The organism is Confluentibacter citreus (genome assembly GCF_002807055.1).
GTDB lineage: Bacteria > Bacteroidota > Bacteroidia > Flavobacteriales > Flavobacteriaceae > Confluentibacter > Confluentibacter citreus.
Map to the genome: position 1 here is coordinate 340253 of NZ_NIXN01000003.1, position 26432 is coordinate 366684.

General features: G+C 34.5%; 25 protein-coding genes. 15 read left to right on the top strand and 10 right to left on the bottom strand.

The window, feature by feature from the left end:
- Positions 1-19: 19 nt before the first annotated feature.
- Positions 20-790, bottom strand: a complete 771-nt coding sequence (locus CDH49_RS09130) for a hypothetical protein (RefSeq protein WP_100615191.1) — start codon at positions 788-790, stop codon at positions 20-22.
- A 153-nt stretch (positions 791-943) separates the two neighbouring features.
- Between CDH49_RS09130 and miaB the strand changes: the two genes are divergently transcribed.
- The 7 genes from miaB to groL all read left to right on the top strand — a co-directional run bounded on the left by miaB (position 944) and on the right by groL (position 7847).
- Positions 944-2392, top strand: a complete 1449-nt coding sequence (gene miaB / locus CDH49_RS09135) for a tRNA (N6-isopentenyl adenosine(37)-C2)-methylthiotransferase MiaB (protein WP_100615192.1) — start codon at positions 944-946, stop codon at positions 2390-2392.
- 67 nt (positions 2393-2459) lie between these two features.
- Positions 2460-3719, top strand: coding sequence for a sigma-54 interaction domain-containing protein (locus CDH49_RS09140; protein WP_100615193.1), 1260 nt, complete (start codon positions 2460-2462; stop codon positions 3717-3719).
- Between the two features lie 35 nt (positions 3720-3754).
- Positions 3755-4261: an LptE family protein gene (locus CDH49_RS09145; RefSeq protein ID WP_100615194.1), complete on the top strand. Its 507-nt coding sequence runs from the start codon at positions 3755-3757 to the stop codon at positions 4259-4261.
- Positions 4262-4338: 77 nt separating this feature from the next.
- Complete coding sequence (locus CDH49_RS09150) at positions 4339-5313, top strand: hypothetical protein (RefSeq protein WP_100615195.1); 975 nt, start codon at positions 4339-4341, stop codon at positions 5311-5313.
- Between the two features lie 2 nt (positions 5314-5315).
- Positions 5316-5678: a preprotein translocase subunit SecG gene (gene secG / locus CDH49_RS15785; protein WP_239970625.1), complete on the top strand. Its 363-nt coding sequence runs from the start codon at positions 5316-5318 to the stop codon at positions 5676-5678.
- A gap of 149 nt (positions 5679-5827) precedes the next feature.
- Complete coding sequence (locus CDH49_RS09160; protein WP_100611829.1) at positions 5828-6103, top strand: co-chaperone GroES; 276 nt, start codon at positions 5828-5830, stop codon at positions 6101-6103.
- 112 nt (positions 6104-6215) lie between these two features.
- The gene (gene groL / locus CDH49_RS09165) at positions 6216-7847 is read left to right on the top strand and encodes a chaperonin GroEL (protein ID WP_100615196.1); all 1632 of its coding nucleotides are present in this window, start codon (positions 6216-6218) and stop codon (positions 7845-7847) included.
- Positions 7848-7966: 119 nt separating this feature from the next.
- Here the strand turns inward: groL and CDH49_RS09170 are convergent, their stop codons facing one another.
- The 7 genes from CDH49_RS09170 to xrtF all read right to left on the bottom strand — a co-directional run bounded on the left by CDH49_RS09170 (position 7967) and on the right by xrtF (position 15526).
- Positions 7967-9724, bottom strand: coding sequence for an SLC13 family permease (locus CDH49_RS09170; RefSeq protein ID WP_100615197.1), 1758 nt, complete (start codon positions 9722-9724; stop codon positions 7967-7969).
- A gap of 490 nt (positions 9725-10214) precedes the next feature.
- Complete coding sequence (locus tag CDH49_RS09175; protein WP_100615198.1) at positions 10215-11117, bottom strand: alpha/beta hydrolase; 903 nt, start codon at positions 11115-11117, stop codon at positions 10215-10217.
- A gap of 98 nt (positions 11118-11215) precedes the next feature.
- Positions 11216-11563 (bottom strand): heavy-metal-associated domain-containing protein, encoded by a 348-nt coding sequence (locus CDH49_RS09180; RefSeq protein WP_100615199.1) that lies wholly within the window; start codon positions 11561-11563, stop codon positions 11216-11218.
- Positions 11564-11692: 129 nt separating this feature from the next.
- Positions 11693-13942: a TonB-dependent receptor gene (locus tag CDH49_RS09185; protein ID WP_100615200.1), complete on the bottom strand. Its 2250-nt coding sequence runs from the start codon at positions 13940-13942 to the stop codon at positions 11693-11695.
- Positions 13943-14083: 141 nt separating this feature from the next.
- Positions 14084-14494 carry an HYC_CC_PP family protein gene (locus tag CDH49_RS09190; RefSeq protein WP_449395506.1) on the bottom strand — a complete coding sequence of 137 codons (411 nt, stop codon included), beginning with the start codon at positions 14492-14494 and terminating at the stop codon, positions 14084-14086.
- A gap of 59 nt (positions 14495-14553) precedes the next feature.
- Positions 14554-14982 (bottom strand): exosortase F system-associated membrane protein, encoded by a 429-nt coding sequence (locus CDH49_RS09195; protein WP_100615202.1) that lies wholly within the window; start codon positions 14980-14982, stop codon positions 14554-14556.
- Positions 14975-15526 carry an exosortase family protein XrtF gene (gene xrtF / locus CDH49_RS09200; RefSeq protein WP_100615203.1) on the bottom strand — a complete coding sequence of 184 codons (552 nt, stop codon included), beginning with the start codon at positions 15524-15526 and terminating at the stop codon, positions 14975-14977. Before xrtF ends, CDH49_RS09195 begins: the two co-directional genes overlap by 8 nt.
- 68 nt (positions 15527-15594) lie before the next feature.
- Here xrtF and CDH49_RS09205 point away from each other — a divergent pair, with 68 nt between their 5' ends.
- From CDH49_RS09205 to def, 7 genes are all read left to right on the top strand, one after another.
- A complete protein-coding gene (locus CDH49_RS09205) occupies positions 15595-16050 on the top strand; it encodes a GAF domain-containing protein (RefSeq protein ID WP_100615204.1) in 456 nt (151 codons plus the stop codon).
- A gap of 148 nt (positions 16051-16198) precedes the next feature.
- Entirely contained in the window at positions 16199-17731 is a 1533-nt protein-coding gene (gene purH / locus CDH49_RS09210) for a bifunctional phosphoribosylaminoimidazolecarboxamide formyltransferase/IMP cyclohydrolase (RefSeq protein ID WP_100615205.1), read from the top strand.
- A gap of 232 nt (positions 17732-17963) precedes the next feature.
- A complete protein-coding gene (locus tag CDH49_RS09215; protein ID WP_100615206.1) occupies positions 17964-18992 on the top strand; it encodes a rod shape-determining protein in 1029 nt (342 codons plus the stop codon).
- Between the two features lie 11 nt (positions 18993-19003).
- On the top strand, positions 19004-19816 hold the full coding sequence (gene mreC, locus CDH49_RS09220; protein WP_100615207.1) for a rod shape-determining protein MreC: 813 nt from the start codon (positions 19004-19006) through the stop codon (positions 19814-19816).
- 495 nt (positions 19817-20311) lie between these two features.
- Positions 20312-22243, top strand: coding sequence for a peptidoglycan D,D-transpeptidase FtsI family protein (locus CDH49_RS09230; RefSeq protein ID WP_100615209.1), 1932 nt, complete (start codon positions 20312-20314; stop codon positions 22241-22243).
- Positions 22244-23518 carry a rod shape-determining protein RodA gene (gene rodA, locus CDH49_RS09235; RefSeq protein ID WP_100615210.1) on the top strand — a complete coding sequence of 425 codons (1275 nt, stop codon included), beginning with the start codon at positions 22244-22246 and terminating at the stop codon, positions 23516-23518.
- A 32-nt stretch (positions 23519-23550) separates the two neighbouring features.
- A complete protein-coding gene (def, locus tag CDH49_RS09240; RefSeq protein WP_100615211.1) occupies positions 23551-24180 on the top strand; it encodes a peptide deformylase in 630 nt (209 codons plus the stop codon).
- A gap of 3 nt (positions 24181-24183) precedes the next feature.
- Here the strand turns inward: def and gldC are convergent, their stop codons facing one another.
- Together gldC and gldB are read right to left on the bottom strand one after the other, a co-directional pair.
- Positions 24184-24519 carry a gliding motility protein GldC gene (gene gldC / locus CDH49_RS09245; protein ID WP_100615212.1) on the bottom strand — a complete coding sequence of 112 codons (336 nt, stop codon included), beginning with the start codon at positions 24517-24519 and terminating at the stop codon, positions 24184-24186.
- The gene (gldB, locus tag CDH49_RS09250) at positions 24519-25439 is read right to left on the bottom strand and encodes a gliding motility lipoprotein GldB (RefSeq protein ID WP_239970626.1); all 921 of its coding nucleotides are present in this window, start codon (positions 25437-25439) and stop codon (positions 24519-24521) included. The genes gldC and gldB overlap by 1 nt, the downstream gene beginning before the upstream one ends.
- Before the next feature lie 134 nt (positions 25440-25573).
- Between gldB and nadE the strand changes: the two genes are divergently transcribed.
- The gene (gene nadE, locus CDH49_RS09255) at positions 25574-26362 is read left to right on the top strand and encodes an NAD(+) synthase (protein WP_100615214.1); all 789 of its coding nucleotides are present in this window, start codon (positions 25574-25576) and stop codon (positions 26360-26362) included.
- The last annotated feature ends 70 nt before the right edge of the window (positions 26363-26432 follow it).

The window sequence follows — 26432 nt, forward strand, 5'->3', positions numbered from 1 at the left end:
TATTTATTAAAAAGGTTAGTTAAAATTCGTCATTCATGCCAATTTCATCAATAGCATTCGTTTCGTCAAAACCAATAGCGTCTTTATAAATTAAAAACGACGGCAAATAAATAATGGACATGGTGAAAACAATACCAATAACACAACCAAAAATCCCTAACATTGCTATTATTCCCGCCACAAACATAGTCCCAAAAGTTATTAACCATTTCTTGTTCCCTAAAGCAAAACTAGCCTTAACGATGTCCATCTCGCTTAAATCTGGATTATTGGCTAATATTACCGCAAAATAAGATAAAGGCACAAACACATATATATAAGGAATAAAACATAATAATTGGGCAACAGTTGTTATGGCCGTGTAAATAATGCCTAACATAAATACTTTTGTGAAATATTCTTTCTTAAAAAAATAAAAATAATCTTCATGCCCATTTTCATCCAACATTGTTTGTTTACATATTCTGTAGAATGCAGCAACAAATGCCAGATTCAACGTAGAAACAAGCATGTTTTGAGGAATACCATAAAGAGCATTTGACGAATAAAAACTAGCAATGCCTTTAAAATCAAACCCATTACTAAACACACTTTGGTCTAAAGCTGGAGCCAAGCCAATCAAACTAAACAGAAAGCTTATACAAATAACAGAAATTAATACAAACAGCACCACAACTAAACCTTTCAACCAAACTTTTTTAAATAACTCAATGGAGTTACTAATAATGTCTCCAAAATCTAATTCTTTAGCATTGTTTATTCTATATAATAAATTATCAAGATGATTCATTTTTTTTTATTGTGGTTAGCGGAACACCAAAGTAAGCGTTTTCCCAAATATTTAACAAAAAATTATCTCATTTTAAAATATGACAGTTTGTCATAAAACACAAATAAGTTGTATCTTTGCACACTTATTGACTGCTACCCCATTCAGTAAATTATGGAAAAAATAATAGACGAAAACAAACAAGGCGAAACGCTGGTTCTAGACCAAAAAGAAGGCAATAAACGTAAGCTTTTTATTGAAAGTTACGGCTGTGCCATGAATTTTAGCGATAGTGAAATTGTAGCTTCTATTTTGGCCACTGCTGGATTTAATACCACCCAAAATTTAGAGGATGCCGATTTGGTTTTGGTAAATACCTGTTCTATACGTGATAAAGCGGAACAAACCGTACGCAAACGTTTAGAAAAATATAATGCGGTAAAACGAGATTTAAACCCTAAAATGAAAGTAGGTGTTTTGGGTTGTATGGCAGAACGGCTAAAAACAAAATTCCTTGAAGAAGAAAAAATAGTTGATTTAGTAGTTGGTCCTGATGCCTATAAAGATTTACCTAATTTATTGGCTGAAGTTGATGAAGGTAGAGACGCTATCAATGTCATCCTCTCAAAAGAAGAAACTTATGGCGATATTTCCCCAGTTCGTTTAAACAGTAATGGTGTCACCGCATTTGTATCCATTACCCGCGGTTGCGATAATATGTGCACCTTTTGTGTGGTGCCTTTTACACGCGGACGTGAGCGCAGTAGAGACCCGCAAAGCATTATTGAAGAAATGAACGACTTATGGCATAGAGGCTTCAAAGAAATCACATTGCTTGGTCAAAATGTAGATAGTTATCTTTGGTATGGTGGTGGTTTAAAAAAGGATTTTGATAAAGCCTCGGAGTTCCAAAAGGCTACCGCAGTCACTTTCTCTAATCTATTAGAACTTTGTGCTAAAACGCAGCCAAAAATGCGCATTCGGTTTTCAACATCAAATCCACAAGATTTAACGTTGGATGTTGTTGAAACCATGGCTAAATACCAAAATATTTGCAATCACATTCATTTACCGGTACAAAGTGGCAGCAACCGTATTTTAAAGGAAATGAATCGTTTACATACCCGGGAAGATTATATGGGATTGATTGATAATATTCGTAAAATAATCCCAGATTGCGCCATCAGTCAAGATATGATTGTTGGTTTCCCAACCGAAACAGAAACCGATTTTCAAGACACCGTGTCCTTAATGGATTATGTAAAATATAATTTTGGTTATATGTTTACCTATTCTGAACGCCCAGGCACTATGGCGGAACGTAAAATGAAAGATGATGTGCCAGAGGAAGTAAAAAAACGTCGCTTGCAAGACATTGTCGATTTACAAAGAGAACATAGTGAGATTAGAACAAAAGAATACCTACATACGGTGGTTGAGGTTTTAATTGAAAAAGAATCAAAAAAATCGATTACCCAATGGTCTGGCAGAACGCCTCAAAATATCGTTGCGGTGTTTCCTAAAGAACATTACAAAGTAGGTGATTTTGTAAACGTAAAAGTTACCGATTGTACCAGTGCGACCTTAATTGGTGAAGCTATTGGATTATCAATGAACAATTAACAATGAAAAGCAGTTATATGAATTTGATTATATTTTTAACTTTTCACTTTTAATTTTTAACTTATAAATGGAATCAGTACAAGCCATAAAACAACGTTTTGGTATTATTGGGAACAGTGATACACTTAACCGTGCTATAGAAAAAGCCATTCAAGTAGCACCTACCGACATTTCTGTTTTGGTTACTGGAGAAAGCGGTGTTGGTAAGGAAAGCATTCCTAAAATCATCCATCAATTATCGCACAGAAAACACAATAAATACATTGCCGTAAACTGTGGAGCAATCCCAGAAGGCACTATAGATAGCGAACTTTTTGGTCATGAAAAAGGCTCTTTTACTGGAGCTACCCAAACCCGTGAAGGGTATTTTGAGGTTGCCGATGGTGGTACTATTTTTTTGGATGAAGTTGGCGAATTACCTCTTACAACCCAAGTACGTTTATTGCGCGTTCTAGAAAATGGTGAATTTTTAAAGGTTGGCTCCAGTAAAGTACAAAAAACCAATGTACGCATTGTGGCAGCCACCAATGCCAACATGTTCCAATCTATTGAAAAAGGAACTTTTAGAGAAGATTTATACTACCGCTTAAGCACGGTGGACATCCATTTGCCACCCCTACGCGAACGACAAGAAGATATACATTTGTTGTTCAGAAAGTTTGCCAGCGATTTTGCTTTAAAATACAAAATGCCAACGGTCAAACTATCCGATGCTGCCGTACAGGTACTTTTAAAACACCGTTGGAGCGGTAATATCCGTCAGTTACGAAATATTGCAGAACAAATTTCTGTTTTAGAACACAACAGAACCATAAGTGCCGAAGCCTTAAAAGCCTATTTGCCAACCTCGGGGAGTAATTTACCGGCTGTGATAAAAACATCTAAGTCGGAAAGTGATTTTAGTAGTGAAAGAGAGATTTTATATAAAGTGCTGTTTGACATGAAAAGTGATTTAAACGATTTAAAAAAACTCACTTTAGAACTCATGAAGAACGGAAACACTAAAGATGTTGAAAAAAACAACGAAAGCTTAATCCAGAAAATATACGGCAATAATGATGAGGAAGATTATGAGGAAGCCCTAGAGGAAGACGTTTTATCTATTCCAGAACAAACAGCACTAACTCCCGAAATTTCCAACAAACCAGATAAGTATCATTTTGCTGAAGAGATTGAAGAAGAAGAAACACTCTCGCTTCATGACAAAGAATTGGAATTAATAAAAAAATCGCTTGAACGTCACGACGGAAAGCGTAAATTAGCCGCCGCAGAGCTTGGTATTAGCGAACGTACCTTGTATAGAAAGATTAAACAATATGATTTGTAATTTCAAGTTTAATTAAAACAGATCATTATACATATATGAAACCATTAAAATTCATTGTATTACTATTAATAGCTTCAGGTTTGGTCGGCTGTGGGTTTTATTCATTTACAGGAGCATCCATATCATCAAAAACCAAAACATTTCAGGTCAATCGTTTTGAAAACAATTCGCTATTGGTAGAACCTGGATTGGAAGTAGATTTCAGAAATGCGCTCATAGCAATATTAGAAAACCAAACAAATTTAACCAATGTTAATTCCAATGGTGATATTGTTTATGAAGGCGAGATAGTTGACTATAGAATTTCACCTACTACGGCAACAGCCGAACAAACTGCTGCCCAAAACAGATTAACCATCACTGTAAGAGTTCACTTTTACGATAAAAATGATGAAGAAGCTGAGTTTGATACACCTTTTACATTTTTTTATGACTATGCTGGTAGTGCCCAATTAGTAGGCGGTCAGAAATCCACGGCTATAGAAGAAATTTTTGAACGTATTACCCAAGATATATTCAATGCATCTTTGGCTAAATGGTAGTTTCTGTTGAGTTGTTTGACGTTAAGTTGTATGAACAAACATATTTATTGCAAAAAAAAGTTTGAAAACTTAATAATTTGAATAAGCAAGAGTTTACATATTTACTATCAAATCCAGCTGCTATAACTGGATATCAAACTAGTGCCATACATTCGATTATTAAAGCATACCCTTATTTTCAATCAGCAAGAGCTTTATACCTTAAAGGATTAAAAAATCAGGAAAGTTTTAAATACAATCAAGAACTTAAAACGGCAGCAGCTTATACGGCAGATAGAAGTATATTATTCGATTTTATAACCTCCGAAGCTTTTATTCAAAACGAAATATCCCAAATCATCAAGCAAAATGATGAATACCTGAAAACTATAGACGTATCTATAGAAGATATTTCAGTGAATAAACGGGTGACCATTGATGATCGGTTGAAGCAACAAATCATGGACACCACCGGTGTGTTAGACCCTACATTATTTGAGCCTAAAGAAGAACGTATTAAAACGGTAGTTCCGTTTAGCTTAGACTCTACTCATGTTATTGAAGAAACAAGAGCAGATAACACTCAGCAACAAGAGATGTCCGCAAGTGATATTTTAAAGCTTGGAAAACCCTTAGAGTTTGATAAACGTGAATCGCATTCGTTTACTGAGTGGCTTAAGCTGACTCGATTTAGACCTATAAAAAGAGATAGCGACACTGTTGAAATACCTCAACCAGAAAATAAAGAACCTGAAATTTCGAATGAAATAATGGTAGAAGACAATTTTGAGAAGACAATGAAGTTTAAACTCATTGATAAATTCATTTCTCAAAATCCTAAAATAGATCCAAGAACACCTGCGAACCTAAAACTCAATCTGGCAAAATTGCAAAATATTCAACCAGAAGAGTTAATGACAGAGACTTTGGCACGTATTTATGTAGAGCAAAAAAACTATTCAAAAGCAATTCAATCTTATAAAATTTTAAGTTTGAAATATCCAGAAAAAAGTAGTTTCTTTGCAATCCAAATTAAAGCAGTAGAAGAATTACAAGAACAAAATAATAAGTAATAATGAGCACATTTTCAATATTTTTAGCACTGATTGTTATCGTAGCATTTTTATTAATAGTCGTAATAATGGTGCAAAACCCTAAAGGAGGTGGATTATCTTCATCTTTTGGCGGTGGTGGCAACCAACAATTAGGTGGCGTAAAAAAAACAACCGACTTTTTAGATAAAAGCACATGGACCTTGGCTACTATCCTGTTGGTATTAATCTTAGTTTCTAATGTTGCCATAAATAGAGGCATACAAAATGCAGATTCAAAAGCCTTGGATATCGATCCAACGGCACAACCTTTAGATCAAACACCTCCGGTACAACCCTTACCAACCCCTACAACAAGTGAACCAGCAGCCGAGACAACAGAATAGTCACGGTTCTTATAAATAAATAAAAATGCCAACTTGAACCGTTGGCATTTTTTATTTCTGCAAGTTTGTCAGTTTACAGCTATTGGCACACTTTTAGACTAGTATATCAACATTAAATAATAACTTAATAATTTAAAACGTATAATCACATGGGATTAAACATTAAACCATTAGCAGATAGAGTCCTTATAGAACCTGCTGCCGCTGAAACCAAAACAGCATCAGGAATCATCATTCCAGACAACGCTAAAGAAAAACCACAAAGAGGAACCGTAGTAGCTGCCGGAAAAGGCACAAAAGACGAGCCTATTACTGTTAAAGTTGGCGATACTGTGCTTTATGGAAAATATGCTGGTACAGAACTTAAATTAGAAGGTAAAGACTATTTAATCATGCGTGAAAGCGACATTCTTGCAATTGTTTAACACGTGCTGTCCTTCCGCACTTGATGCGGAATCCACAAAAAAAAATTAAACTATAAATTCAACAATTTCCTGCCTTCGCAGGAATGACAAAAAAACTAAAAAATTAAAAAATATGGCAAAAGATATTAGATTTGATATTGACGCTCGCGACGGTTTAAAACGTGGCGTAGATGCATTAGCCAATGCAGTAAAAGTAACATTAGGACCAAAAGGCCGTAACGTTATTATTAGTAAAAGTTATGGAGCACCTCAAGTAACCAAAGATGGTGTAACCGTTGCAAAAGAAATTGAATTACAAGATCCTCTTGAAAATATGGGGGCTCAAATGGTTAAAGAAGTTGCTTCTAAAACTAACGATTTAGCGGGTGATGGTACTACAACAGCTACCGTTTTAGCACAGGCTATCGTAAAAGAAGGCTTGAAAAACGTTGCTGCAGGCGCCAATCCCATGGATTTAAAACGTGGTATCGATAAAGCTGTTAAAGCCATTATTGAAGATTTAGAAAAGCAAGCTAAAAAAGTTGGTAACTCTTCTGAAATGATTAAACAAGTAGCCTCTATTTCAGCAAATAATGATGATACTATTGGTGAACTGATTGCTACCGCTTTTGGTAAAGTTGGCAAAGAAGGTGTTATCACTGTTGAAGAAGCTAAAGGTATGGAGACCTATGTAGATGTTGTAGAAGGTATGCAATTCGACAGAGGTTATTTATCACCATACTTTGTAACGAATGCCGATAAAATGATTGCCGATTTAGATAATCCATACATTTTATTATTCGATAAAAAAATTTCCAACTTACAAGAAATACTCCCCATATTAGAGCCAGTAGCTCAATCTGGAAGACCATTATTAATTATTGCTGAAGATGTTGACGGACAAGCTCTTGCAACGTTAGTAGTAAACAAATTACGTGGTGGATTAAAAATTGCCGCTGTTAAAGCTCCTGGTTTTGGTGACAGACGTAAAGCCATGCTTGAAGATATTGCTGTTTTAACTGGTGGAACCGTTATTTCTGAAGAAAGAGGATTTACTTTAGAAAATGCTGATATTTCTATGCTAGGTACGGCTGAAACCGTTACCGTAGATAAAGATAACACAACTATTATTAATGGTTCGGGCGATGCTAAAGATATTAAAGCACGCGTAAGCCAAATTAAATCACAAATTGAAACTACTACTAGCGATTACGATAAAGAAAAATTACAAGAGCGTTTAGCTAAATTAGCTGGCGGTGTTGCTGTTCTTTATGTTGGTGCTGCAAGTGAAGTGGAAATGAAAGAGAAAAAAGACCGTGTTGATGATGCATTACACGCAACCAGAGCTGCCGTAGAAGAAGGTATTGTTGCTGGTGGTGGTGTAGCATTAGTAAGAGCTAAATCGGTTTTAGAAAAAATTACAACCGAAAACCTAGACGAAACAACAGGCATTCAAATTGTAGCACGCGCTATTGAATCGCCATTACGCACCATTGTTGCCAATGCAGGTGGCGAAGGCAGTGTAGTAGTTGCTAAAGTTATGGAAGGCAAGGGTGCTTTTGGTTATGATGCTAAAACAGAAACCTATGTAGATATGCTAAAAGCTGGTATTATTGATCCTAAAAAAGTAACTCGTATTGCTTTAGAAAATGCCGCTTCTGTAGCTGGTATGATCTTAACTACCGAGTGCGCTTTAATTGATATTAAAGAAGATGCTCCAGCGATGCCAGGTGGTATGGGTGGCGGTATGCCAGGTATGATGTAAGTCGTAATCTAGACACTCAAATATAAAAAAAACGCTTCAATTCATTTTGAAGCGTTTTTTTTTGTGTTTTTGCTACTTATCGACTTGTTGTTTATATATTCTAAATTGCCTAAGCTATTTTAATACATAGGCCAAAACAGAGGCACCAAAATCATCAGAAGTAAAAATAGAATGAGTGTAAGAGGCAATCCTATTTTAAGAAAGTCACTAAACTTATATTTTCCGGGTCCGAATACAAGAATGCATGAAGGTTCAAATGGTGCAATTAGTGAAATTGAAGCTCCCAACATTATGGCAATAGCAAAGGTACGCGGATTGGCATCCATCATAAGTGCTGTTTCTATGGCAACAGGTAAAATCACTAATGCAGCCGCTGCGTTACTCATGGGCTGTGTAAGGATTATAGCCAGAATGACAAAGCCACCCAGAACATACATTGGCCCATAATCCCCTAACAGACTTAAAGTGTTTTCGGCTAAAAATTTTGAAGCTCCAGAATTTTCCATAGCAGTGCCAAATGCCGTCATTCCTCCTATAAGAATGAGAAGTTTCCAATTGATAACCTGATATACACGCTCTACATTTATAGCGCCAGAAATTACTGTAAGTAAAGCAGCGGCCATAAAACAAATAGATAGTGGTGCCCAACCGAGACTTCCTGCCAATACGGCCAGCAAAAATATAAAAGCAGAAAATATACCTTTTTTTTCTTTGAATAGGTTTACTCTAAAGTCACCAACAATAGAAAAATCATTTGAGTTTCTATTGGCATCAATATCTTCTTGCGTACCTTGTACTAAAAGCATATCTCCAACCCTAAGATGAAGTCCGCCAATTTTCTGTGATACGGCGCCTTGAAAACGTTGTACTGCCAAAACGACCAAATCATAATTTTGACGAAAACGGGATTCTTTTAATGTTCGGTTGACTAAACCTGAACCTGGCATAATCAATAGCTCTGCGAGAAGGATTTTTTGGCTCATAATTTCCTTATCGCCTATGGTATCAGCCAGAACATCAAGCTCTGTCGACTCCTTGATTTTAATAAGATCATCAACACTACATTCCACAATAAGAATATCATTGGCTTGAATGCGTGTTAGAGAATTTGGAATAAAATCATCTTTATCTCGAATAATTTTCAAGATGCGTACATCTTGTTTCGCAAGATCGGAATGGAAAGCAATCTGTCCGATTAATTTTGATTTTTCAGAGACAACAATTTCAGATAAATATTGTGCAATGTTGTACCGTTCGTTGTATCCTGCCTCTTTATGATCTGGCAATAATTTATTATAAAAAATAAGAATGAACACAATACCTGTTACCAGAAAAATGAGTCCAATCCCCAATATTTCAAAAAAATGAAGTGGCTCTAATCCAGCTTGAGCGATATACCCGCTTACCGCGACGTTTGTTGAAGTCCCAATAAGCGTGCAGGTACCTCCAAGAATGGAAGCGAATGCCACAGGAATTAACACTTTTGAAGGACTTAAATTGAGCTTGCGGCACATGCCAATAACAGGTCCGGTTACCAATGCTGTAACGGTTGTATTGTTCATAAAAGCAGAAAGTGTCCCCGTAATAAACATGGTATAACCCACAAAAAGAGTTTTACTTTTTACAGTTTTTATCATTTTTGAACCTACTTTATCTAATAATCCTGTTTCAGATAGAGCTCCGGAAATGATAAAAATAGATGCCAAAATGATGATAAAATCACTGCTAAATCCCTCAAAAGTTTCTTGGGGTGTAATGATACCTGAAAAAGCCAAGACCAATAATAGCCCAACGGTAACAACATCAACGGAAAATTTATCAGTAGCAAAAAGAATAATGGTGACGATGAGTAAGCTAATCACAAGGGCTATTTCCATACAGTATTTTATCGCATATATTAATTAATATCTAACCCATAGTAAGCATATTTAAATAATTATTTGAAAGTGCTGCTTAAAGTTTCATGGCAATTTTTAAAACCAATTTAGTTTTTTTTATTTTAAAATCGAAGATAAAAAATCACAAGATTTAATCAAAAAAAGTGTGTTTGCTTAAAACCGCTACTAGATTAAGTGCGAATATTATAATAATTAAAAGGATTTTTTTAACGCAGGATTTAGAAATTTTAGCTTTAAAGCTATTTCCACAGATTTTTCCAAGATGTTTTGAAATAAATAATAAGTAGATTTTCATTGTGGTAAGGACTTTACTCACTCAGCTGGGAAATTATTAAAAATCCTAATGAAAAAACTCAAGATTATACAACCAAAAAGTAATTAGATTTTTTCGCCATTTTATATTATGGTTATCATTTACGATATTCTGTAGCATTCTCTTAGCTATACATAGATAAAAATTATATTTAAACTATTTCTTTTTAGCCTCCGTCAAAAAGAAATCACTCATCTTTTTAAAGGTGTTTTCATTAAAAGTGGCTGGGCCATGCTGCCCTTCAGGTACGGAAATAAATTCGTTTAGCAAGCCTTTATCCTTTAAACTATTAGAGAAAAAGACACTTTGGCAATGCGGCACCACGTTATCTGCGTCGCCATGAATCACCAAAAATTGTGGATCTTTATTATCAAGAAACGTCATCGGGTTAATTAAAGCCAACATATCCAAATTATCTGCTGGATTGCCTTTTATTAATGCCGCTTCTGGCGATTTATCATCTTTAGTCGTCGTGCAATTTTCCATGCGTGTAAAATCGATGGGGCCAAACCAATCCACCACAGCATCAACAGCACTACTCACTTGCGTATAGTTACCTAAATCACCTTCAATATCAACCGTTTTTTCACCCACTGTAAACGTTTTGACACCATTGGTGGTTCCAGCTAATGATGCCAAATGCCCTCCAGAAGAAAACCCCGTAATACCAATAAAAGACGCATCAATATTGTAGATATCGGCATTGGCTCTTATAAAACGGATGGCCGCCTTAACATCATTAATTTGAGCGGGATACATGGCATCTCCACTTGACCTATGATTGATGGAAATAACTGCAAAACCACTGTCTAATAGAGGTTTGCCCAAAGCTTGAAAACCCATTTGTTTCATATTATTGGCAAACCACGCACTACCGTATATCACTATGATAGCTTTATATTTAGGCTTTTCAACGCTAGGCAAATGAATATCGAGTTTATGAAAAATATGTTCATCATTAGCGTAATTTAAATCGAGCCATTGTTTTCCGGCATGTTGCGTAAAACCGCTATTAAAACAAAGAGCTGATAGTATAAGAATTAAAAGGTTTTTTTTCATTGTTTATAAAGTTGGTTGGTTTACTAAGAACGAAGTTAGTTAATTTTATTCATAAAAAAGTCCAAACTTGATTGTTTGGACTTTTAACTTTCTAACCCTTAATGGGCATCTACAACCGCTGGATCTCGGTACTGGCAACATGCACTAATACTTTTATAAACTTCATCATTAGCTTTTAAATTTTTAGTGTCGTGCCCAACGGCAACGATGTTCTTTTCAATGGCTTTTATGTCGGTTTTACGTTCATCAAAAATCAATTTTAATTCATGGGTTTTTACATCCCAAATAGCACTTTTTACACCTTTGGTATTTAAACTCGCTTTTTCAATTCTAACCTTACACATGGAACACACGCCATTTACTTCTAGTGATGCTTTTGCGTTTTTGTCTTGGGCAAATGCTGCGGTTTCTATTAAGATTACAGCTATTAATATTATTTTTTTCATAATTCTTGTTTTTGTTTTTTGTCTTTGCGAGGACGAAGGACGAAGCAATCTTTTTAATATATGTTACTATCATTATGAGATTACTTCCGTCGTGCTTCCCTCGTAATTACGGTTTAATTATTATTTTTTTTATTCAATTCTAAACCTTAACCCTGCATAATACATACTTCCAAAAACGGGGCCATATACAAAGGCGGTATCAAAATTCGCTCCAAAAGGATCGTTTGCTGCTAAAATAGGATTTGGCTGCCTCACATTGGTGATGTTCTCACCTCCTAAATATACTTCAAAAGTTTTAGAAAACACTTTGGTTATTTGTGCATTTAAAGTGGTTACCGTTGGTGTTCTCCCTGGTAATTGATAGAGTGCTGGATTAGCCAAAGTTGACGAAAACCTTTGCTCGCCCACCCAATTATAAGTAGCATCAAACTTCCATTGTTCACCATTATCTTGTTGTTTTGTTTCGTAACCTACATTGGCAAACAAACGGTGTTTTGGTGTTAATGGCTTTTCTAATTTCCCAGAATTATACTGCGTTTGTACATCATAAAATTTATAGGAAGTACGTAAATCGACACCTTCAAACACATTATAATTAAATTCTACTTGAAAGCTATTGGCGAAACTTTTTCCATCTAGATTATAAAAATTGACTTCTTGCGGATTTTCAAAATCAACTACCACTTGGTTTGTGAAATCGGTTTTATAATAATCCAAAATAACATCGGCTTTTCTTCCTAATAGATTAAATCCCTGTAAAAAAGACATGCCATAATTCCAAGCGATTTCAGGATCCAACCCATAAATATTCCCCGATGTATTTAAAATATTGATGTCCCGGGATGTTGAAAATATATTTTGGTTTTCGGCAAAAATATTGGCACTCCGTTTTCCTCTACCAAATGATGCCCGCAATGCAGATTTTTCCCAAGGAGTGTATCTAGCATGAACACGCGGCGTTATAAAAGTTCCCATGAGATTATGATAATCGACACGAACGCCTGCCGTAACATTAAATTTATCTAAATCATCATAATTATATTCAAAAAATCCACCCACTGAATTTTCGGTTCTTTTATAATTTGAAGCGAGATTTTGAGCATCTAAAAACTCATCATAATGGTCGTACGTATAACTGACACCTGTTTTAATTTTATTTCTGGAATCGCTAATGATGGAATTATAAATTGCATTCGCATATAGACTATTGTGGGTTATATTATATTGCTTTAAACCGAAATAAGACTCTTGAATATGACTGCTAAACGCCGTTTGCACACCCACACTTTGCCAAGGAATCTCAGGGTTTACATAGCCCATTTTAGCAGATACTTCATAGCGTTTGGTATCAATTTCACTACCCCAAGCATTAGTGGTTAACCTGTCAGTATCAGGATTAAAATCCAATTGACCTGTTTGCTTTTCATCATTTAAAAATTTTAAATTTATAAAACTCACAAACCCTTTTTCTGCATTGGTATATTGCCAACGGTTCATGATATTAATTTGATTGAATTTTGGCATATCCAAAAAACCATCGTTGTTTACATCATGCTCTTGGTTTAGTGTACTTCCATGAAGATATAAGCCCGTGTGCCATTTATCGTCCACTTGTGTATTAATGTGGGTATTCAGTTCAAAACGCTCACTTGTAGCACCATAAAAGTTTATGAATAATTTATCATCTGAAAATGGTTTTACAAGTTCGGCATTGATTTGTCCTGCAATACTTTCGTAACCATTCACAACACTCCCTGCTCCTTTTGTGATTTGAATGCTTTCTACCCAAGTCCCTGGAATAAAACTCAATCCGAATGCTTGCGACGCCCCACGAATGGATGGAATGTTCTCGGTAGCTATTAAAATATATGGACTTGTAAGCCCAAGCATTTTTATTTGCTTGGTACCTGTAACAGCATCCGCAAAGTTCACGTCGATAGACGGATTCGTTTCAAAACTTTCCGATAGATTACAGCAAGCGGCCTTTAATAATTCATCGCTACTTACCGTAAATGTATTGGCAGCTTGTAAATACGATTTTACAGTGGTTTGTTTTCTCGAGGTTACGGTAATTTCGTCTAAATTACTAGTGGGTTGCAACCAATGATGTACCATTTTAGGCTCGTTAATGATTATGGTATCGGTTTTAAAACCTACATAACTAATCACCAATTTTGTGTATTCTTTTTTGTACTCAAGAGAAAACATCCCGTCGATATCGGTGACCGTGCCCACAGATGTATCGAGCCAATAGACGTTGGCACCTGCCAAACCTATGTGCTCTTTTTTGTCATTAGCTTCCATAATCATTCCCGTAATTTTTTCTTGGGAAGACAGAAATAATGGAAGTATTAATAATGTATATAATATCGTTTTCATTTTATTTTAGAATTCGCCACTATTGCACAAGTGAATTATTGAATAATCTTATGATTTTGTAGCTGTTTTTTTTATTGATTTAAAAGCATAATTGTAGCCATAGCAAGATGACTTACTTCGCTCAATTAAATTAATAAAAAATCAAATAATGAAAACTTGGTCCAACACCTGAATATCGGCGACCAAATTGGGAGGAGAATAATTTTTATGGGGAATTATTTGTTCAGATAAACCTTCAAAAAGATTTACGAACGAATAAACATATGATGTAAAGAACAGTTGTTGGTGATATTTTAAGTCATCAAAAGCGGTGGTCTTTAATTTGTCTTGCCCTTTAACAACCTCAACTTCGTTTTTGCAACAGTTATTTTTTTTATTTTCGGTTGTTTGAAATTTAGACATATCCATACCACACCCTTTAGCTTCAGTAAAAACTGCCGTTTCGACTAATGTATTGCCGCAAAAATGCTTTTCAACAGTGAAAGACATCGTAGACACTAAAACTAAAAGTGTTAGTGTAACCGAAAAAGCTTTATGTAACATATCTTTAATCACGTTGCAAAGATACGAAAAATTGAATTTTAAATAAATTTTTATAATTTGATTAACACCTATTGCTTGAGCTTGTAATAATAAAATGCTGGCAATAACAACAACAAAAAGAGGGGTTGAATTAAAAACCGCCGGATATTAAAAAACATGTAATAATCCTCTTGTCTCGGACTAATAACAAAATATAAATAAAGAACGATTAAAACAATATACGCAATAACATACACGATTGCAGAAAACTTGACCATGCTTATGTCTTTAAAAAATAGGTATAAAATACCCAATGATAAAACCGTATTTATAAAGAAGCGACATGTTGTAAAGAGTGTGACTTTAAAAACTTCTCTTCTGGGGCTATCAATATATAAATAGTCGTTTTGAAAAAAGATTAAATAGGGGTCGTAAAACAATTCGTTTTCAAAAATTCTCACCAACACCAACAACGTGAATAGCATAAAAAGTGATATGTAAGTAACAGGCTTATTCATTCCTTTTTGTCAGTTTAGAAAATCGATTCGCCCAAAACATCCAAAGCAAAAAAACCATCCCATATATAATTCCCGGAAAAATAACTTGATGGAGTATGTCTGATCTCCAAGGGTAATGATACAATCCTATGGACAAAATAACAATTCTAATTAAATTAACCGCATACAATAAAACACTTCCCGATAAGACAAAAACAATGGTTTCTTTTAAATTGCCCGAAAAAGCTATGATAAATGACACAAATAAAATAATAATACTTATCGAGTTACAGCCCTCAATAATTCTAGCCACATACTTACCGTTAACAATAAGTTTCATAGAAGGTTCGTCAGGATGTGGTACTACAATCGTATTATAACCCAAAACATTAAGCAAATCTTGACTTTGTATAGCTACAATATGTGTCATATAATCGGGATAAAATGAGGATCCTTCAGAAAACTTTAAATAGAATTTATAAGCCATAGATAATACGACATACACTATTAAAAAAGTGAATACAAACCTTGTAACAGATTTATATTTTATAAGAAGTTCCTTCAAAATATATCATTTATATATCGAACCGAATTTAACGCTTTTTAAATACTTTTGCCAAAACTTTTAATGAGATGATGTTCGAACCCTTAAAACCCAAAATTGAAGCTATTGTTTCTAATCCAAACCATGCAGTAAACGAACGGTTGCTAGCAATTTGTAAATTGCTCGAAGCAAACATTCCACATTACAATTGGGTGGGATTTTATTTTAGAAATGGCAAAAAAGAAGAACTCGTTTTAGGGCCTTATGTTGGGGCACCTACAGACCATACTATTATCCCCTTCGGAAAAGGTATTTGTGGTCAAGTAGCCGTTAGTAATAAAAATTTTGTAGTACCAGACGTTACAGCTCAAGATAATTATATTGCTTGTAGCATCACTGTAAAGGCCGAAATTGTGATTCCCATTTTTGTAAATGGCGAAAATATTGGGCAAATTGATATAGACTCCAATACATACGATCCGTTTACAGAGGCAGATGAACGATTTTTAGAGTTTGTATGTGCCAAAATAGCATCTATACTTTAAAATAGAAACATATAACTAAAATACTTTTTAAATTTTCAGTGTTAATACCTCTCTTTTTCTTTAAAAAATTCCCTCGTATTTTAAACTTCCAAAGCACTTATTTTTCGTTTAAATAATTACTTTTGCACTTTAATATAACACATCAAAAATGAGCAACGAAAAAACGATTAAATCTGCTTTAATATCTGTATTTAGTAAAGACGGTTTAGAGCCTATTGTTAAAGAATTAAACCGTCAAGGTGTGACAATTTACTCAACTGGAGGCACCCAAAGCTTTATTAACGATTTAGGAATTAAAGTTGTTCCTGTTGAAGAAATAACATCGTACCCTTCCATTTTAGGTGGTCGCGTAAAAACCTTGCATCCAAAAGTTTTTGGTGGCATTTTAAACAGACAAAACCATTCTGGTGACGTTGCCGAATTAGGAGAATTTGAAATCCCGCAAATAGATGTAGTTATTGTGGATTTATATCCGTTTGAAAAAACCGTGGCTTCTGGCGCAAGCGAACAAGATATTATTGAAAAAATTGATATTGGTGGTATTTCTTTAATTCGTGCCGCTGCCAAAAATTATGCTGATGTTATTTGTGTGTCGTCTGTGGATGATTATGCTGAATTTTTGAATCTTATTTCAGAAAATAACGGAAGTATTTCCGAAGAAAACAGAAAACGTTTTGCCGCCAAAGCCTTTAACGTATCGTCGCATTATGATACGGCCATTTTTAATTATTTCAACAAAAACAATGATGAAGTTGTTTTAAAAATCAGTCAAAACAATGGAAAAGTGTTACGTTATGGCGAGAACCCACATCAGAAAGGCTATTTCTTTGGTGATTTTGATGCCATTTTTACAAAACTTCATGGAAAGGAATTGAGCTACAACAATTTATTGGATGTTGATGCAGCCGTTAACTTAATGAATGAATTTAAAAACGAGGCTCCAACGTTTGCTATTTTAAAACATAATAATGCTTGTGGTTTAGCCCAACGCGACACCTTAAAACAAGCTTATATTGATGCCTTGGCCGGCGACCCCGTCTCTGCTTTTGGAGGTGTTTTAATAAGCAACAAAGAAATTGACAACGATACTGCCGAAGAAATAAACAGCTTGTTTTGCGAAGTTATAATAGCCCCTGCTTACAGTGAAAAAGCTTTAGAGATTTTACAAAGCAAAAAGAATCGGATTATTTTAATTTTGAATGCGGTTGAATTGCCAAAAACAAATGTTAGAAGTTGTTTAAACGGTGTTTTGGTTCAAGATAAAGACAACATTACAGATGCGAAAGAACACCTAACCAACGTTACCAATAGTATCGCAACACCAAGCGAAATTGACGATTTATTGTTTGCTTCAAAAATTTGTAAACACACCAAATCCAATACCATTATATTAGCTAAAAACAAACAATTATGCGCTGGTGGAACAGGACAAACAAGTCGCGTTGATGCCCTAGAACAAGCCATACACAAAGCACAATCTTTTAATTTCGACTTAAAAGGTGCAGTCATGGCAAGTGACGCATTTTTCCCATTTCCAGATTGTGTTGAAATTGCTAAAAATGCAGGCATTACGGCCGTTATTCAACCAGGTGGCTCTATAAAAGACCAGTTAAGTATTGACTATTGCAATGAAAATAATGTCTCCATGGTATTTACAGGCACACGTCATTTTAAACATTAAAAAAAGCACACCTTATATAAAAGCTTCAGTGTTACACTGAAGCTTTTTTTATTAAAACAGATGAACATACAATATATAACATAAATTTCTGTTATGAATCCGTTGAAATTCATCAATAAAAAATATATACCATAACAATAAACAATAATTTGTATTTTTTTCAGTAGTTTTATTACTTTTACATCCCGAAACCTAAGGGCTTTTTAATAACTTCATTAATAACAGATAATACATGGGCTTTTTCGACTTCCTAACCGAAGAAATTGCAATAGATTTAGGTACTGCAAATACACTCATAATACATAACGATAAGGTAGTTGTTGATGCGCCTTCCATAGTTGCGAGAGATAGGATTACCGGTAAAATAATAGCCGTTGGTCAAGAAGCTAGTTTAATGCAAGGTAAAACCCATGAAAACATTAAAACCGTAAGGCCATTAAAAGATGGCGTTATAGCAGATTTTGATGCTTCTGAGCAAATGATAAGTATGTTTATTAAAAACATTCCTGCCTTAAAAAAGAAATTTTTTACGCCTGCGCTTAGAATGGTTGTTTGTATTCCATCTGGAATTACTGAGGTTGAAATGCGTGCCGTGAAAGAATCTTGCGAGCGCGTTAATGGTAAAGAAGTCTATTTAATACATGAACCTATGGCTGCAGCTATTGGTATTGGTGTAGATATTATGCAACCTAAAGGAAATATGGTGGTAGATATAGGTGGTGGAACTACCGAAATTGCCGTTATTGCCCTCGGGGGTATTGTTTGTGATAAGTCGGTAAAAATTGCTGGTGATGTGTTTACAAATGATATTGTTTATTACATGAGAACCCAGCATAATTTATATGTTGGTGAGCGTACTGCCGAAAAAATAAAAATTCAAATTGGTGCCGCTACTGAAGATTTAGACCTTCCTCCAGATGATATGAGCGTTCAAGGACGTGATTTATTAACTGGAAAACCAAAACAGGTTCAAATTTCATTCAGGGAAATAGCAAAAGCATTGGACAAATCTATTTTAAGAATAGAGGATGCCGTGATGGAAACCTTATCCCAAACCCCTCCGGAATTAGCTGCCGACATTTACAATACAGGTATTTATTTAGCTGGTGGAGGCTCCATGCTACGCGGTTTAGATAAACGTTTATCGCTAAAAACAGACCTACCCGTTTATATTGCAGAAGATCCTTTAAGAGCTGTTGTAAGAGGAACTGGTATTACACTTAAAAATTTAGCTAAATATAAAAGCGTCTTGATAAAATAGGCCTATAAAACATGCAACAGATTGTAAATTTTATAATAAGGAACAAAACGTTTTTGTTGTTCTTGTTGCTATTTTCTATTTCTGTTTTATTTACTGTACAATCCCATTCTTACCACAAAAGTAAGTTTATAAATTCTGCTAATTTTTTAACTGGTGGCGTTTATAATTCCATGAATAACATTAGTGAATATTTTTCCTTAAAATCACAAAACGAGATTTTAGCCAAAGAGAACAATCGTTTAAAATCTATTCTATACAATTCCAAAACCAAGCGTAATGCCTCCTATATTGATAGTGTCACTTTCAATGCACTATATAAATTTCGTACTGCCCAAGTTATAAAAAACAGCTACAACACTACAAACAATGTATTGCTAGTTAACAGAGGAATTAAAGATAGTATTAAACAAGATTTTGGCGTTATTACTGATAAAGGCATTTTAGGAATTGTTGACCAAACTTCAAAAAATTACGCCACGGTCCTATCTGTTTTAAATTCAAAAAGCAACATTAGTGCCCAATTAAAGAACTCAAATCATTTTGGAACTTTAAAATGGGATGGTAAAAACCATGTTTACACACAACTTATAGATATCGCTAAAAATGCCGTATTAAAAAAGGGAGACACCATCATAACATCTGGGCGATCATCTATTTTCCCTAAAGGTGTTCTTGTAGGCACCATAAATGATTTCAAACTAGATCCTTCTGAAAACTCATATATCATCAATGTCGAACTTTTTAACGACATGGCTAATATTGAACATGTATATATTATTGAGAATGTTAATCTTCCAGAAATAAAAAAATTACTGAATGAATAATATACTTTCAATACATAGCATCCGGTTTTTTGTCCTTGTATTGGTTCAGGTTATCATTTTTAACCATATTAACTTTCTGGGAAATATAAATCCATATCCTTACATACTGTTTCTTGCTTTATTTCCCGTAAAGAATAACAGAACTGCGATAATCGGATTAAGCTTTTTATTAGGTTTATCAATTGACTTTTTTTTAGATACAGGTGGCACACATGCTGCAGCTTGTTTATTTATTGCCTATGTAAGACCTGTGATTTTAAAGTTTTGTTTTGGGACGATTTATGAACATCAAACCATAAAATTTGAGACTGTAGAATTTGGATCGAAGCTTACCTACTTTACCTTACTTACAGTGGTTCACCACTTTGTTTTGTTTTCATTAGAAATATTTAACATCTCAAAAATAATTTTAGTGCTTCAAAAAACGTTATTCTCGGGCATATTTACTATCTTAATGTGCTTACTTATAACTATTATCTTTACAAGAAAAACCAAATGAGGCAATTATTACTTTTTATCATTATTGGAATAACAGGAATAACCTTTATTGGCAGGCTATTTTATCTACAAATTTATTCTTCTGGAGATGAAAATTTATATGACGATAATGCCATTAGAAAAGTGTATGACTACCCTAAACGTGGGTTTGTTTATGATAGAAATGGAAACCTTTTAGTAGACAATCAACCATCTTACGATGTTATGTTTATTCCAAGAGAGGTAAAGCCATTAGACACACTTGACTTTTGTAAACTTCTTAAAATTACCAAAGAAGATTTCATAGAAATTTACAATAAAGCTTACGCTTATTCACCAAGGCTACCCTCTGTTTTTATTCCGCAATTAACAAAAGAAGATTACGCGGCCTTACAGGAAAAAATGAGGAAGTTTGAAGGTTTTTATATCCAAAAACGATCGTTACGCCATTATCAAACCACTATCGGCGCTAATGTTTTGGGTGATATTGGTGAAGTAAATGATGCCATTATTGAAAAAAACCCATATTATAAAATGGGTGATCTTATTGGTAAACAGGGTGTTGAAATATCTTATGAAGAAATCCTAAGAGGCGTAAAAGGCATAAAATTTATTCAAAAAGATAGATTTAATAGAGATCTTGGCCCCTATAAAAACGGCATATATGACACGCTTCCAAAACAAGGAAAAGACATTACCATAACCATTGATGCCAAACTTCAAGAGTACGGCGAACTTTTAATGCAACATAAACGTGGTGGCATAGTGGCTATAGATCCTTCATCAGGTGAAATTTTGCTTATGGTTACTGCGCCAAGCTATAATCCAAATTTATTGGTTGGTAGAGCGCGTTCAAAAAACTTCACCAAACTTTACAACGATTCCATAGCAAAACCATTATTTGATAGAGGCTTAAAAGCCCAATATGCTCCAGGTTCACCATTTAAAGTATTGAATGCCCTAATTGGTTTACAAGAAAAAGTAGTAACTACTGAAGATCAATTTTCTTGTAGAATGGGTTACTATTTAGGCAGTAGACGCCTTACAGGATGCCATGCCCATTCCAGTCCATTAAGTATGAATGATGGCATTGCACAATCATGTAACGCCTATTTCGCGAATGTGTACAGACGTATTGTTGATAATTATGATGATCCTGCCGAAGGTGTAGATGTTTGGAGCAATCACGTAAAAAGCTTTGGATTGGGTAATTATTTAGGCTACGATTTAAAAATTGGCAACAAGGGACGTATTCCAGATGGAGATTTTTATAATAAATGGTATCCAGATTTTAACTGGGGCTCTCCAACAACAATATCAAATTCCATTGGGCAAGGAGAAGTAGAAACCACACCTATTCAATTGGCAAATATGATGGCTGCCATTGCTAATCGTGGCTATTATTACACGCCTCATATCATAAAAAAAATTGAAGGACAAACTATTGACAAAAAGTTTACAACGCCAAATTACACAACCATTGACAAAGAAAATTTTGAACCTGTAGTACAAGGTATGTTTGACGTGTATAACAAAGGTACAGCCTCAACACTTCAAGTTCCGGATATAGAAATTTGTGGAAAAACAGGAACAGCCGAAAATTTCATGAAAATCAATGGCGTAACAACGCAATTAACAGATCATTCCATATTCGTAGCTTTTGCACCAAAAGACAATCCTAAAATAGCTCTTGCTGTTTTTGTTGAAAACGGATATTGGGGCAGTCGATTTGCTGGAAAAATTGCCAGTCTAATTATTGAAAAATATATAAAAGGAGAAATTACCAGAACTGATTTAGAAGACTGGATTTTAAGATATAGCTTAGAGCACGAATATGAAAAGCCATATTCTGGACAACCTTTTGGAATCAATAGAAACTCAACCCTAGAAATGGTTGACGAGACGGAATACAATAGACTAAAGGAGCAATTAAAACACTTGTCTAGTTAAATGGTAGAGGCTCAAAAATATTTTAAATTTGATTGGATTACCATTTTTCTCTTTTTTTTACTGGTTGGGTTTGGTTGGCTAAATATTATATCGGCATCCCATAGTGGTGAAACCATAGATTATTTCGATTTTTCGCAACCTTACGGGAAACAACTCCTTTTTATTTTTTTAACCATTGGTTTAATTATTATCCTACTAGCTATAGAATCTAAATTTTATGAACGCTTTTCAAGTGTCATTTATATTATTTCCATGCTCTCACTTGCTGGCCTTTTTATTTTTGGGAAAAATGTAAATGGTGCCACCTCTTGGTACGATATAGGCGGCATGACCCTACAGCCCAGTGAATTTGCCAAAGCAGCCACTGCACTTGCCGTTGCTAAGTACATAAGTGATTTGAATACAGATATTAAAAGAATTAAAGACCAAATTAGTGTGCTTGCTATTGTTGCGATTCCTGCTATTCTGGTATTGCTTCAAAAAGATGCTGGAAGCACATTGGTTTACGGGTGTTTCATATTCATTTTATATCGCGAAGGTGTATCTGCTGCCTATTTATTGATTACGTTATCCATTATTATACTATCGCTTCTTTCCATTAAATTTGGAGTTCTGGCTACGTCAATAGTTATGGTTATCATTGTATTAACACACCATTATACTAGAAAAAGAAAACCTCTAATCATTCAACCCATTTCTATCATTTTATTAAGTATCATGATTGGTTATGGAGTTAAATATTTTTATGATGACCTATTACCTGCACATCAAAAAGATAGAATCACTATTTGGCTAAGTTTAGAGAAAGATCCCGAAAAGTTGGAGCGTATGAAAAAAACCATCGCTTACAACCTCAACGAATCAGAACGGGCCATAAGCTCTGGAGGCTTAACAGGAAAAGGCTTTTTAGAAGGCACCCGAACCACAGGAAAATTTGTTCCAGAACAACATACAGATTATATCTTTAGCACCGTTGGAGAAGAATGGGGTTTTGTAGGAAGCGCTTTTGTTGTTATTTTATTTGTCCTACTTTTAATGCGTATTCTCCATTTAGCAGAGTTACAAAAATCGCAATTTAGCCGTGTGTATGGCTATAGTGTCGCCGCTATTATTTTCATGCATTTTTTAATCAATATAGGCATGGTTATGGGTTTAATACCCACTATTGGCATCCCTTTACCTTTATTTAGTTATGGTGGCTCCGGGCTTTTTGGTTTTACCATCTTATTGTTTATTTTTATAAAGTTGGATTCTGATAGAATAAACCAATGGTAGCCAACAATTGGTATTTATTATTATAGTTTCTTATGAAAAAATGCGGTGTTATTTGTCTGTTTCTTTTAGTGGTTGCCTGTTCAAGTAGCAAAAATATTAACGCCAAAAAAACTTTCTCATTAGAACAAATTAATTTAATTACTGCAGCCGATTCGCTTACCCCTATGCGTGTTTTTATAATAACCAATAGACAAGATTCTCTTTTATTAAGAACAAAAAGCCAATACATCAAACCTGATTCAACTAACATAGTTTTACAAACATTTGTAAAACGTCTTTATAAAACGGTTACAGATAGCATGTCTTTAGGCGTTGGTATTGCAGCCCCGCAAGTAGGGATTTTAAAGAATATTATTTGGGTACAACGATTCGACAAGGAAAATTTCCCTTTTGAAGTATATTTAAACCCAAAGATTGTTACCTATTCTGAAACAACACAAGCACGCAGAGAAGGTTGTCTTTCCATTCCAAATCGCTCGGACACATTAAACACCCGGGCTTACTCTATTTTATTGGAATATGATACCATGGAAGCCAAGCACATAGCCGAAACGGTTGAAGGCTTTACATCCATTATTTTTCAGCATGAAATAGATCATTTAAACGGTATTCTTTATATAGACCATCTCAGCAAAGAAATGTCGGATGCTAAAAAGAATTAAAAACTACTTTTTCAACTCCAACTTCTCAGCAAAATAATCACAAAAATCTTTCATTGTGGCCGTCATTTTCTCATCTTGCGTAGCTCTATTAAATGTATCACTCATACCTACCAAGGTTTGATGAAAAAATATTTTCATATCATCAACAGGCATGTCTTTTGTCCATAAATCAATTCGTAATGTTTCTTTCGCATTAGGATCCCAAACCGAAAGCATCATGGCCTTGGCTTTTTCATTCTCAACGCCCCCATCTTGTGCCGTCCAATGCAATTTTTCTGGCACTCTATTTTCATCAAGAGTTACTGTTAGTTCTATCTTAGAGGTTATTTTTTTTGACATTATTTACGTGGTTTAAACTTTGAATTATTAAATATTTCTTCTGTGTTGGCATCAAACATATTTACTAAAGACACATTATTTTGGTCCATATAAGCCCTTACTATTTGCCAACCTATGTATTGTCCTAATTTATCTGGTGATTCTGTATCTATTTCTTCTAAATAAAACTTGGAGAAAGGCGCATCAATGATGAATCTGCTGGGTAATTTAGAATCTGTGCTATACAACAACTCTCTATCAACAAGATAGCGCCAAATATAACTTTCATTAGCGATGGCCCAATCTAACTGCTCCTGTGTGTATGCTATCCGTTCAGCTTCTGTTTTAAAGGGAATCATAATATCCTTAAAATAAAGCAGTTTCCCATAATAAATCATTTCATCCAACAATGTTTTATGCTGTTGATGGTAAATATACTTTTGGGCGTACTCATGAGTAATATCCACAACGATTTGGTTTTTATTCATATCGGCAGCTATGTACTGCTGAATACCTTGATAAAACTCATGGTCGCTTCCTAAATATGTATCTAAAGAAATAATAACAATCGTATCTGTAACAATCACTTTATGCCTGTAATCTACATCACTGGTTGTGGTGATAATTCTTGGTGTTTTAAACTCAGGAAAATAATATTTTAAATGATTAAACAAGGATTCTATCTCTTGTTTTGTGTCCTCCATTTTTGGAAATGCTTTTTCAACCTCAAAAAATAATTGCTTTTGCAAGGTATCATTCATTTTTTCAATCCAAAAGGTGTCGCTATATTTTTCGGAAAACATGAAAGGATAAGCAATTTGTAATTTTCTTAAATCGTTTTCAGAAGATTTAGCAAACAATTTATCAAATCGTTCTATATCTACCTCTATTCCTATTTTAGAAATCTCTTTTTCTAATTTATTATCTTTTTCGCAAGACATTATAACTAGCAAGATAATAAACAGGCTCAATAAACGGTTTAAATAAAACTTAAACGGCATAAATTTTTATTAATTAAGTGTTTGGTTTATTTTTGTTTACAAATGTACTATTCTTGAATTTAAATTCATTTAATATGCAAACAGAAAAAGTTGCAAATCATATTGTAAATTGGTTAAAGGATTATGCTACTAAAGCAAGTGTAAACGGATTTGTTATTGGAATTTCCGGCGGCATAGATTCTGCCGTTACCTCTTCACTATGCGCAATGACTGGATTAAAGGTGTTATGTGTGGAAATGCCCATACACCAAGCGCCAAGTCATGTAACCAGAGCTCAAGAACATATTAAACAATTAAAAGAGAGATATAGTAATGTAAGTGATATCCATGCTAATTTAACACCTGTTTTTGAGGGTTTTAAAGCTGAAATGATTTCTGAAGGCGATCAAGCAATCGTAGATATGGCATTGGCAAATACCAGAGCGCGTTTGCGGATGACCACACTTTATTATTATGCGGGACTTTATAAATTACTGGTAGCAGGAACAGGAAATAAAGTTGAAGATTTTGGTGTTGGTTTTTATACCAAATATGGCGATGGCGGCGTTGATTTAAGCCCGATTGCAGATTTGTTAAAATCTCAAGTTTATGAGCTTGGGACTTATTTAGAAGTACCCGATTCTATATTACAAGCTGCGCCTAGCGATGGCTTGTTTGGAGATGCCAGAAGTGATGAAGCGCAAATAGGGGCTTCCTACCCAGAATTGGAATGGGCTATGGGCATGGATGAAAAAGGTAAAAACCCTGAAGACTTTTCCGGAAGGGAAAAAGAGGTCTTTAAAATTTACAAGCGTTTTAATAACGCCAACAAGCACAAAATGCTTCCTATTCCTATTTGTAATATTCTTAAAGAAATGTTATAATTATTGCTGTATATATAAAAAATTCTTACATTTGTCGCTTAGGAAACTCTCTCTAGTCATGTTTCTCTCA